The organism is Mycobacteriales bacterium (assembly GCA_036497565.1).
In the GTDB taxonomy this organism is placed as follows: domain Bacteria; phylum Actinomycetota; class Actinomycetes; order Mycobacteriales; family QHCD01; genus DASXJE01.
The window spans coordinates 1-11052 of record DASXJE010000256.1; the positions used below are offsets into that span (position 1 = coordinate 1).

An 11052-nucleotide genomic window follows, 5' to 3' on the forward strand; every position below is an offset into this window, starting at 1 on the left:
GATGGCCAACCTCAGTGCGTCCGTCGATCGACGACTGCGAGCTCAGACGTGGATGATGATGTCGACGATGATCGCTGCCGTCGGGCTCTCGGTGACGCTGAGCCGGATCTGAGCGCGGGCGTCAGCGCAGCGCTTCGGCGAGGTAGTCGATGGCGTGGGTGAGGGTGGCGACGTCGTCGGGATCGATGGCGGGGAACATCGCGATGCGGAGCTGGTTGCGTCCGAGCTTGCGGTAGGGCTCGGTGTCGACGATGCCGTTGCGGCGCAGTTCGGCGGCGACGGCGGCCGCGTCGACCGTGTCGGCGAAGTCGATCGTGCCGACGACGGCGGAGCGGTGCAGCGGGTTGGTGACGAACGGCTCGGCGTACGCCGTCTTGTCCGCCCAGGTGTAGAGCCGGCGCGCGGAGTCCGCGCTGCGCCCGACCGCCCAGTCGAGCCCGCCGTTGCCGTTCATCCAGTCGAGCTGGTCGGCGAGCAGCCACAGCGTGGCCACCGCCGGCGTGTTGTAGGTCTGGTCCTTGAGCGAGTTGTCGATCGCGGTCGGCAGGTCGTAGAACGGCGGGACCCAGCGTGATCCGGCCGCGATCTCGCCCACCCGGGCCAGCGCGGCGGGGGAGAACAGCGCCAGCCACAGCCCGCCGTCGGACGCGAAGCACTTCTGCGGGGCGAAGAAGTAGACGTCGGCGTCGACGATCGACACCGGCAATCCGCCCGCCCCGGAGGTCGCATCGATGAGCACCAGCGAATCCGGGTCGGCGCCTTCGACCCGGCGTACCGGCGCCATCACGCCGGTGGAGGTCTCGTTGTGCGGCCACGCGTAGGCGTCGACACCGGCTTCGGCGACCGGCTCGGGTCGCGAGCCGGGCTCGGCGGTCAGCACGGTCGGGTCGCCGAGGAACGGCGCACCCTTGGTGACGGAGGCGAACTTCGACGAGAACTCGCCGAAGGACAGGTGCTGGATCCGGTCGCGCACCAGCCCGAAGGCGGCGATGTCCCAGAACGCGGTCGCCCCGCCGAGTCCGAGGACGACCTCGTAGCCGTCGGGCAGGTCGAACAGCTCCCGGAGACCGGACCGGACGCGGCGTACCAGATCCTTCACCGGCTTCTGCCGGTGCGACGTACCCATGGTGGTGGCGCCGTCGCGGGCGAGGGCGGCCAGGGCCTCCGGCCGGACCTTCGACGGGCCGCTGCCGAAGCGGCCGTCGGTGGGCTTGAGATGGTCGGGGATGAGCAGTGCCCGGTCGGTGTTCGTCACCGGTCCAGTGTCCCAGTCGTCGGGAGAGCGTCGTCCCCGCCCCTGCGGGCTTCGGGCCGTTCCCGCGCCCGACCAAAACGCACTCCTAGTGCGCTTTGGTCCGCGACACGCCGTACCAGCAGCCCAAAACGCACTCCGAGTGCGTTTTGGTCAAGGGGTTGCGAGGGCCGAGCGGCGCTGCGACCGCCGGGGTGCCTGGACAAAACCCACTACTAGTGGGTTGTGTACGGCGACACGCCGCGCCGGCAGCCCAAAACCCACTAGTAGTGGGTTTTGTCCACGGGTCGGCGGAGGAGCCGGGGCGACGCGTCAGATGGTGGTGATCTCGTCGAAGCCTTCGACGTCCTCGGGCTTGCGCGGGCTGGGGCCGACGTAGCGCGCGGAGGGCCGCACCAGTTTGTTGGCCCGCTTCTGCTCGAGGATGTGGGCGCTCCATCCCGCCGTACGCGCGCAGGTGAACATCGCCGGCATCATGTGCGGCGGCACCTCGGCGAAGTCGAGGATGACCGCGGCCCAGAACTCCACGTTGGTCTCGATCGGCCGGTCGGGGCGTCGCTCCCGGAGTTCGGCCAGGGCCGCCTGCTCGAGCGCCTCGGCGGCGTCGTAGCGCGGTGAGTTCAGCTCCTTGCATACCCGGCGCAGCACTCGGGCCCGCGGGTCCTCGGCGCGGTAGACGCGGTGCCCGAAGCCCATCAGCCGGTCGTGTCGGTCGAGGATCTCGGTGACCACCCGGCCGGCGTCGCCGCTGCGCTCGACCTGCTCGATCATCGGCAACACCCGCGCGGGGGCGCCGCCGTGCAGCGGCCCCGACATCGCGCCGATCGCGCCGGACATCGACGCCGCCACGTCGGCCCCGGTGGAGGCGATCACCCGGGCGGTGAAGGTCGAGGCGTTGAGCCCGTGTTCTGCGGCTGACGTCCAGTAGGCGTCGACGGCCGCGACATGCTTCGGGTCGGGTTCACCGCGCCAGCGCACCATGAACCGCTCGACGATGGTCTCCGACCGGTCGATGCGGGACTGCGGTACCGCCGGTACGCCGATCCCGCGCGCGGACTGGGCGACGTAGGACAGCGCCATGACCGCCGACCGGGCCAGGTTGTCGCGGGCCTCGTCGTCGGAGATGTCCAGCAGCGGCTTGTAGCCCCAGATCGGCGAGACCATGGCGAGCGCGGCCTGCACGTCGACCCGTACGTCGCCGGTGTGCACCGGGAGCGGGAACGGCTCGGCCGGCGGCAGCCCGGGCCCGAAGCGGCCGTCGACGAGCAGCGCCCAGACGTTTCCGAAGGTCACTTGTCCGACGAGGTCCTCGATGTCGACCCCGCGGTAACGCAGTGCGCCGCCGTCCTTGTCCGGCTCGGCGATCTCGGTCTCGAACGCGACGACGCCTTCGAGCCCCGGGGTGAAGTCCGGCATCGAGCGTGCTCCGATCGTGGTCGGGGGATCTTGCCGCGGATCATTGTTGCCCGACCCGCGGGCGGCCGCGCGGTGGGGGGCTACTCGACGGTATCCCCACCCGGGGCATGGCTAACCCGTCTCGGCGCTATGCGAGGATGCCGGGCGGAAGAGGAGGCGATGTGAGCGGGGACGCGGGCGACCGGCCGGATCCTGCCGACCTCGCAACCCGGGTGGCGGCCATGCGCCGGTCCTACCGGTCCCGGGCCCTGCACGAGTCCGATCTGCTACCGGACTGGCACAGCCAGTTCCGTGCCTGGCTGGCCGAGGCGGTCGACAGCGACGCCTTCCCCGAGCCGACCGCGATGGTCGTCGCCACCGCCACCCCGGACGGCCGACCGAGTGTGCGCACCGTCCTGCTCAAGGGGTACGACGAGCGCGGCCTGGTCTTCTTCACCAACTACGACTCCCGCAAGGGGCGGCAGCTTGCCGCCAATCCCCGGCTCTCCTGCGTCTTCCCGTGGTACGCGATGGAGCGCCAGGTGATCGTCGACGGGGAGGTCGAGCGGGTCGGCCGCGACGAGTCCGAGCACTACTTCCACTCCCGCCCGCACGGTTCGCAGATCGCGGCCAGCATCAGCGAGCAGTCGCGGGTCGTTGCCGACCGGGGCGCGCTGGAGGCCGAACGCGACCGGCTCGCCGCCCGCTACCCCGACGACGCCACGGTGCCGCTGCCCGACTTCTGGGGCGGCTACCGCATCCGCCCATCCTCGGTCGAGTTCTGGCAGGGCCGCGAGGATCGGCTGCACGACCGGCTGCGGTTCCGTCGTACCGACGACGCCGCGGACGGCTCCTGGACGATCGAGCGACTCGCTCCATGACCGGCCCAGGATGAGCCTGAACCTCGCCTCCCGGGTACGCGGAATCGCGGTCGACACCAGGCCGCTGTCCGTGCCGGCCTTCCGCCGTCTCTGGCTCGGCCAGACCGTCACCGTCATCGGCAGTCAGATGACGGTCGTCGCCGTACCCGTGCAGGTCTACGCCGTCACGCACAGTTCGCTCGATGTCGGGCTGACCAGCATCGTCGCGTTGCTGCCGCTCATCGTCTTCGGGCTCTTCGGCGGCGCGATCGCCGACGCGATGGACCGCCGCACCCTTCTGCTCATCACCGGCACCGGGCTGGCCCTGACCAGCCTCGCGCTGTGGGGACAGGCGTTGCTCGCCGGGCCAGGTTCGCTGCCGGTGCTGTGGACCCTCGTCGGCGTGCAGTCGGCGTTGTTCGCGGTGAACTCGCCGGCCCGCAGCACTGTGATCCCGCGGCTGGTACCGGCCGCGCAGGTGCCGGCCGCCAACGCGCTCAACCAGGTGGTCTTCAACGCCGGCGTCATCATCGGACCGCTGCTCGCCGGCGTACTCATCGCCGCCGGCGGCCTGCCCTGGGGCTACTTCGTCGACTCCGCGACCTTCCTGGTCGCGCTCTACACGATCCTGCGGCTGCCACCGCTGCGGCCGGAGACCATACGCCGCGCCGGGGTCGCCTCGGTCGCCGAAGGTTTCCGGTTTCTCGCCTCCCGGCCGGTGCTGCTCACCACCTTCCTCGTCGACATCATCGCGATGGTGTTCGGCTGGCCGCGCGCCCTCTTCCCGCAGTTGGCCACGACGACGTTCGGCGGCGCCGACGCGCTCGGCTGGCTCTACGCCGCAAGCGCGATCGGGGCGTTGGCCGCGGCGCTCTCCGGCGGCTGGCTCAGTCGCATCAACCGGCAGGGCGTGGCGATCGTCGGTGCCGTGCTGGTGTGGGGTCTGTCAATCACCGCATTCGGCCTGGCCCGGTCGCTCCCGCTCGCGGTGCTCTGCCTCGCCGTCGCGGGAGCCGGCGACATGGTCAGTGCGGTATTCCGGTCCTCGATGCTGCAGACCGACGCGCCCGATGAGATGCGCGGTCGGCTGCAGGGCGTCTTCATCGTGGTCGTCGCCGGCGGTCCCCGACTCGGCGACCTGCGGGCCGGCGGGTTCGCCTCGTTCATGTCCGCGGGCATGACCTCGGTCGTGGGCGGACTGTTGTGCGTGGTCCTCGTGGTTCTCGTCGCCGCGCTCGTCCCGGCGCTCCTCAAGTACGACGCCCGCCACCCACCGGACGTCGCCACCGTCGACATCGACGCCGACTAGGCCAGCGCGCCGGCCGCCACCGTGAGGTCGTGGACGAGGGCGTCGTAGGCCTTCTGCCGTTCCTCGTCGGGAGTACGCAGTACCGCCGACGGGTGGGTCGTCGCCAGGATCCACGCCGAGTGCACACCGGCCTCCTCCGCAGCCGACGGGCCCTCGAAGGGCATCAGGGTGCCCCGCTGACGCGTGATGCGGAAGTCCTGGCCGAGCAGCGCGCGGGCCGCGGTCGCCCCGAGACACACCACCACCTCCGGAGCGACGACGGCCAGCTCCGCGTCGAGCCACGGACGGCATGCCGTCACGTGCTCAACGGTCGGGGTCTGGTGCAGGCGACGCTTCGGGGTCGGCCGGAAGTGGAAATGTTTCACCGCGTTGGTGACGTAGGTCAGTGACCGGTCGATCCCGGCGTCGACCAGTGCGTCGTCGAACAACCGCCCCGCCGGACCGACGAACGGTTGCCCGCGCCGGTCCTCGACGTCGCCGGGCTGCTCGCCGACGAACAGCATCCGCGCGGCGGCCGAGCCGCTCCCGAAAACGGTCTGGGTCGCCGGCTCCCACAGCGGGCAGCCGTGGCACTCGCGGGCCGCGGCGCGCAGCTCGTCGAGTCCCGCGCCGTCGGGGACGTCGGCCGGGTGGGTCGTCGGGTGTTCGGACTGCGGATGCTGGCTCATCTCTTTGGGGTCATCGCTCCTCGCCGGAATGCCTGCCGGTGAGGCTACGGTGTACGCGTGACCGAGGACCACCGTCCGCCCTCCGGGCGCCAGCATCCGATCGTGGCCGGCGATCACCGTGCCGTCGCTGTCGAGGTCGGCGGCGGCATACGGCGCTACGACGTCGAGGGCCAGGTCGTCGTCGCCGGCTACGGCGAGTCGATGATGGCGCCGAAGTGCGCGGGGTCGGTGCTCGCCCCGTGGCCCAACCGCATCGGCGGCGGCCGCTACCGGTTCGCCGGCGCGGATCATCACCTCGCGTTGACCGAGCCCGACGCCGGTAACGCGATCCACGGACTGGCGCGGTGGGCCCGGTGGACCACCGTCGACGAGCGCAGCGACTCGGTCACCCTGGCGCACGACGTGCCACCGCAGACCGGCTACCCTTTCGAGGTCGTCGTGACGGTGCGGTGGACCGTCGGCCCGGACGGCCTGCGTGCCGACCACACCGCGACCAATCTCGGCGATCTGCCCGCGCCGTTCGGGCTCGGTGTGCATCCCTACCTCGACCTCGCTGGGGCCGCGTTCGACGACGTCTGGCTGCAGGTGCCCGCCGACCGCCGGCTGCTCGTCGACGACCACCAGATCCCGGTGGGCGCGGAGGCCGTCGACGGGACGGCGTACGACCTGCGCGACGGCCGCCGCCTCGGCCCGCTGCGGCTGGACACCGGATTCGGCGATCTGCGCCGCGGCGAGGACGGTTTGGCGCGGGTGCGGCTGTCGGTGAGCGAGCGTCGCTCCGTCGAGGTGTGGATGGATGAGTCGTTCGGCTTCGTACAGGCCTTCACCGGCGACAAGTTCGACGGCCGCGCCGACGCGTTGGCGGTCGAGCCGATGACCTGCGCCCCCGATGCGTTCAACTCCGGCGACGGGCTGGTGGTGCTCGCACCGGGTGAGGAATGGCGCGGCGCGTGGGGAATCAACCCGGGCTGAGCCGCACTCCTGGCACGATGATCACATGAGCGAACCGCACTACGCCAAGCCCGGCTGGTTCACCCGGCACGTCTTCAATCCGATGGTCGCGGGGCTGACCCGGGCCGGTGTCAGCGTGCTGGGCTCCCGCGTGCTGCAGGTGCGCGGCCGCAAGAGCGGGCAGGTGCGTGAGACGCCGGTGAACCTGCTGACCTTGGACACGGTGCGCTACCTCGTGGCTCCGCGCGGTACGACGCAGTGGGTGCGCAACATCCGGGTCTCCGGTGAGGGTGGGTTGCGGCTCGGCCGGCACACCGAGCAGTTCACCGCGGTGGAGATTCCGGACGCGGAGAAGCCGCCCATCCTGCGCGCCTACCTGCGCCGGTGGAAGGCGGAGGTCGGAGTCTTCTTCGGCGGGGTCGGGCCCGACTCCTCGGACGGCGAACTCCTGAAGATCGGCCCCGACCATCCGGTCTTCCGGGTCGACCCGGCGCCGACGCACCCGAAGGCTTCCTGATGGGTGCCGAGGTGTGGCCGATGCTGCACGAAGAGCGGTCCGACTTCGTCGACTATCTGCGGACCCTCACCCCGGCCGACTGGGACAAGCCGTCGCTCGTGGAGGGGTGGCGGGTCAAGGATGTCGTCGCGCACCTGATCGCGGGCGCGAAGAGCACCCCACCGAAATTCCTCCGCGCGATGATCGGCGCCGGGATGTCCTTCGACACGATGAACGCGAAGGCCATCAGCCGCGAGGTTGACCGCACCCCGGACGAGTTCGTCTCGGCGCTCGAGTCGCTGGTGGCGACCCGGACGCGTCCGGGTACGGCGCTGCTCGGCGAGATCATCGTCCACGGCGAGGACGTGCGCCGGGCGCTCGGCACGCCCGGTACCTACGCCACCGAACACCTCACCGTCGTCGCCGACAACTACCGGAAGGCCGGCGCCCCGATCCGGGGCAAGCAGCGCACCAAGGCCCTCGCGCTGACCGCCACCGACACCGACTGGTCGGCCGGGGACGGCGCTCCGGTCTCCGGGCCGATGCTCGCGCTGGTCCTGGCGATGACCGGTCGCCCGGTCGGACTTGGTGAGCTGACCGGCGACGGCGTAACTGTCCTGGCCGAACGTCAGAAGCTGTCGTAGCGCAGATCCGCGCGGTCAGGCGTCGCGTACCCGGAGCAGGCACGCGCTCGGTGCGTCCGGCAGTGTGACGTCGAGCGTGCCTTCGCCCTGATCCCAGTAGGCCCGGGCCTTGCTGCCCCGCGGATACAGCACCTCGGTGGTCACCGCCCGGCCCCGGAGCTGGGGCAGCGGGAGCCGCGTCGTCTGCTCGCCACCGCGGCGCCACACCGCGATCAGGTCCTCGTCCTGAGTACGCAGACCGAGGCTGCACCAGGCGTCGTACCAGCCGGGCAGACCGAGCGGCCAGAACGGGTCGCTCTGCGGCAGCTGCGACCGGATCTCCTTGTAGACGCCGATCGCGTCGGACACCAGGGACAGCTGGCCCGCGTCGAGCAGATCGACCCGGCCGCTGAGGTGGATCCGGCCGAGCATCGCGTTGACCATCGTGAGGGCGTTGACGTCGTCGGACCAGTCCGGCTGCGGGTAGGCCCAGTTGGCGGCCTGTTCCGGGGTGAGCGCCGAGGGCGCCGCCGCCGCGATCGGGACGAAGTGCAGCGGGTCGGTCTGGTCGGTCGTCGACTGGATGGACATCCGGCTCAGTTGGCTGTAGTCGACGCGCATCCCGCCCGAGGAGCAGTTCTCGATGACGAGGCCGGGATGCCGGGCGAAGATGCCGTCCAGCCATCGGCTGTACGCGCGGTTGTGGTCGAGCAGTGCCTGACCCCGATCGCCGCCGCCGACGTCGGTGCCCAGGCCGGGGTTGATGTTGTAGTCGAACTTGAAGTAGCCAAGGCCGAAGTCGGCGACGAGCCGGTCGACCACCTGGTCCATGCGCTCGATCACCGCGGGGTGGCGGTAGTCGAGTTGGTAACGGCCGCTCTCGACGATGCGCTGCCCGTCGCGCTGGAAGAACGCGTCGGCGGGGAGGGTGTCGGCGATCGGGCTGTCGACGCCGACGACCTCCGGCTCCACCCACACACCAGGGCGCATGCCGGCGGCGTGGATCCGGTCGGTGACCGCGCGCAACCCGCCGTCGGGGAACCGCCTGGTCGACGGCTCCCACGCCCCGACCGTGTCCCACCATCCGGGGCCGTCGGCGTACCAGCCGGCGTCGATGACGAAGTATTCGCTGCCGAGCCGGCTCGCGGTCTCGATGAGCGGCAGCAGCTTCTCGGTGGTCGGGTCGCCGTTCAGGCAGTTCATGTAGTCGTTGAAGATGACCGGCAGCGTGCGGTTGTCGTCGTTGGGGCGGCGCATCGCGCGGCGGTAGCGGTTGAGCTCCGCGAGCCCGGCCGCGAAACCGCCGGTGGTGACGGCGATCGCCGCGGGCACGGTGGTGAAACGGTCGCCGGGCCGCAACTCGGCCGACCACTGATGCTCGGTGTCGGTCGGCCCGCTCAGCCCGACGTAGACGTCGCCGGCCCGGTCGAGGGCCTGCCACTGCCATCCGCCGTTGTGCTCGATCTGCCAGGCCCACGTCTCGCCGGTCTCGACGTTGTCGATCGCGCCGACCGGCAGGTAGTCACCGGTCGACCAGGTGCCCGTGCTCTGGATCGCGAACCGCCCCCTGGACGAGCCGCGGCCACCGGGGCCGGCGATCTCCACGATCCCGGCCTGCTCCAGGCTCACGTCCTGCCAGCGGAATTCGGCCGTCCAGGCGTTGCGCGCGTAGTGCAGCCGGAGGGCGTCCGGAAACGCGCGGGCCGGCGGCTCGACGAACCCGGTCAACGTGAGCGTCGAGACGTACTGGACGCGCACCGTGTAGCCGCCGAGGTTCTCCAGCGTGGTCGACGTGCGCAGCGCCTGCGCGCCGGCCAGATGCTCGAACCGCGTTGTCACCTCGAGACCGGTCACCGGGTCGCGCTGGATGACCTCGAGGCTTTCGCCATCGTCGCCCAATGCGTGGCGGTGGTAGCGCAGGGCCCGCGACCCGGTGTACTCGCGGTGCTGCGCGGCCGGACTGGAGCCCGATCGGCCCGCGGCGTCGAAGCTGAGCTCGACCAACGGGGGAGCCTTCTCGACAGCGGCCTCCGACCACTGCGGCGTCTCTCCCGCGCGCAGCCCCACCAGTGCGACCGGCGCGTCCGGCGGCGCCGACAGCAGCAGCGATACGCCGCCGGCCGTCCAGGAAATCAGCCCGTCGCGGCCGATCCCGCCGCTCCGGTCGTCCAGGGCGAGTTCGGCTGATCCGTCGTCCATGAAACGTCTTCCCTCTCAGGTCGTGGGTGAGCCATCGGTCGTGGGTGTGCCATTGGTCGTGGGCGTGCCATCGGTCGTGCGCGAGGCACTCATCTGGGCGAACCACTCCTGGCTCGTCGCGACGTGGATCAGCGCGGTGGCCTCGGCCAGCGCCTGGTCGCGACCCTCGAGCGCGGCCAGGATGGCCGTGTGCTGTTCGATGGTCATTTCCGCCGAGCCGGCCTGCACCGCGCCGCGCCAGGCACGGGCCCGGATGGTGCGCCGGGACAGGCCGTCGAGCATCGACGCGAGCGTCTGATTCCCCGCCGCCTCGGCGACGAGGGCGTGGAACTCCGCGTCGTGACTCACCAGGTCGTCGCTGTCGTGGGCGCACTCGCGCATCCGGTCGAGGCAGTTGCGCAGCCGCGTCAGCATCTCGTCGGACACCCGCTGTGCGGCCAGACCGGTCGCGACCGGCTCGAGCACACGGCGTACCTCGAGGATCTCCAGGATCCGGTCTTCCTGCAGCAGGTCGATCGCGAGCCCGAAGCCCTCCAGCAGCAGCCGGGGGCTCAGGCTGGTGACGTAGGTGCCGTCGCCACGACGTACGTCGAGCACCCGGGCGTTGGCGAGCGCGCTCACGGCCTCCCGCGCGGTGTTGCGCGACGTCCCGATCAGGGTCGCCAGGTCGCCCTCCGGAGGGAGCCGGGATCCCGGTCGGAGCTCCCCGTCCTCGATCAAGCCTCGGATCTTTCGGATCCCCTGCTCGGTCAGGGTCGTTCCGGCCATGTCCACCTCCGCTCTGGGCAGCACCACATGCGCGCCGGCACCGTCGCGCACAACGAGCATGCTGTCAGAACACCCGATGTCTCGGGAAGGGGTGACCTCGCCGAGATGTGATCAGGGCGCGGGTGGCTGTGTCGGGAGCCGGGTCGGCGTTGGTACGGCGGCGATCCATCGACGTAGGACGCTGTACTCGCATTTTCGGCCTCATTTTGCGAGTAGCGCGTCCGATGTTGCCGGTTCTACGGCGCGGGCACGGAGATCCGTCGACTTGGGTGCGGGTCGGCGAGTAGCGCGTCCGATGTCAGCCGCCCGAGGCGGCGGGCTGGGTCAGGTCAGGCCGGTGACCCGCAGTGTGAGGTTGAGCCGCCCGGTGGGCAGCCCCGACTCCGGATCGGCGGTGCCTGGATAGACCTTCGGTACGCCGTGGAAGGCCATGCGGGACGGCCCGCCGAAGACGAACAGATCACCGGAGGCCAATTCAACGTCGGTGTAGGGCTTGCTGCGGTTGGTCGTGTTGCCGAACCGGAAGCGGCA

Annotated in this window: 11 protein-coding genes; 5 read left to right on the forward strand and 6 right to left on the reverse strand. The window is 71.0% G+C overall.

Annotated features, from left to right (window positions below):
- Positions 1–121: 121 nt before the first annotated feature.
- Positions 122–1255 (reverse strand): phosphoserine transaminase, encoded by a 1134-nt coding sequence (gene serC, locus VGH85_20240; GenBank protein ID HEY2176142.1) that lies wholly within the window; start codon positions 1253–1255, stop codon positions 122–124.
- 309 nt (positions 1256–1564) lie between these two features.
- Positions 1565–2668 carry a citrate synthase 2 gene (locus tag VGH85_20245; protein ID HEY2176143.1) on the reverse strand — a complete coding sequence of 368 codons (1104 nt, stop codon included), beginning with the start codon at positions 2666–2668 and terminating at the stop codon, positions 1565–1567.
- A 161-nt stretch (positions 2669–2829) separates the two neighbouring features.
- Here VGH85_20245 and pdxH point away from each other — a divergent pair, with 161 nt between their 5' ends.
- The gene (gene pdxH / locus VGH85_20250) at positions 2830–3528 is read left to right on the forward strand and encodes a pyridoxamine 5'-phosphate oxidase (GenBank protein HEY2176144.1); all 699 of its coding nucleotides are present in this window, start codon (positions 2830–2832) and stop codon (positions 3526–3528) included.
- A gap of 10 nt (positions 3529–3538) precedes the next feature.
- Positions 3539–4816: an MFS transporter gene (locus VGH85_20255; GenBank protein ID HEY2176145.1), complete on the forward strand. Its 1278-nt coding sequence runs from the start codon at positions 3539–3541 to the stop codon at positions 4814–4816.
- On the opposite strand, the gene VGH85_20260 is transcribed toward VGH85_20255, so the two are convergent.
- Positions 4813–5484: a UdgX family uracil-DNA binding protein gene (locus VGH85_20260; GenBank protein HEY2176146.1), complete on the reverse strand. Its 672-nt coding sequence runs from the start codon at positions 5482–5484 to the stop codon at positions 4813–4815. The two genes, VGH85_20255 and VGH85_20260, sit on opposite strands and share 4 nt — an antisense overlap.
- Before the next feature lie 57 nt (positions 5485–5541).
- Here VGH85_20260 and VGH85_20265 point away from each other — a divergent pair, with 57 nt between their 5' ends.
- Genes VGH85_20265 through VGH85_20275 form a run of 3 tightly spaced genes read left to right on the forward strand, consistent with a single transcriptional unit; the run spans position 5542 to position 7575 of the window.
- On the forward strand, positions 5542–6456 hold the full coding sequence (locus VGH85_20265) for an aldose 1-epimerase family protein (protein HEY2176147.1): 915 nt from the start codon (positions 5542–5544) through the stop codon (positions 6454–6456).
- 25 nt (positions 6457–6481) lie between these two features.
- Complete coding sequence (locus VGH85_20270; protein HEY2176148.1) at positions 6482–6952, forward strand: nitroreductase family deazaflavin-dependent oxidoreductase; 471 nt, start codon at positions 6482–6484, stop codon at positions 6950–6952.
- On the forward strand, positions 6952–7575 hold the full coding sequence (locus VGH85_20275; GenBank protein ID HEY2176149.1) for a maleylpyruvate isomerase family mycothiol-dependent enzyme: 624 nt from the start codon (positions 6952–6954) through the stop codon (positions 7573–7575). The genes VGH85_20270 and VGH85_20275 overlap by 1 nt, the downstream gene beginning before the upstream one ends.
- 15 nt (positions 7576–7590) lie before the next feature.
- Here the strand turns inward: VGH85_20275 and VGH85_20280 are convergent, their stop codons facing one another.
- From VGH85_20280 to VGH85_20290, 3 genes are all read right to left on the reverse strand, one after another.
- The gene (locus VGH85_20280; protein HEY2176150.1) at positions 7591–9753 is read right to left on the reverse strand and encodes an alpha-galactosidase; all 2163 of its coding nucleotides are present in this window, start codon (positions 9751–9753) and stop codon (positions 7591–7593) included.
- Between the two features lie 15 nt (positions 9754–9768).
- Positions 9769–10521, reverse strand: a complete 753-nt coding sequence (locus VGH85_20285; protein ID HEY2176151.1) for a FadR/GntR family transcriptional regulator — start codon at positions 10519–10521, stop codon at positions 9769–9771.
- A gap of 324 nt (positions 10522–10845) precedes the next feature.
- Positions 10846–11052, reverse strand: a 207-nt coding sequence (locus tag VGH85_20290) for an alpha-ketoglutarate-dependent dioxygenase AlkB (protein HEY2176152.1), incomplete at its 5' end; no start/stop codon positions are given.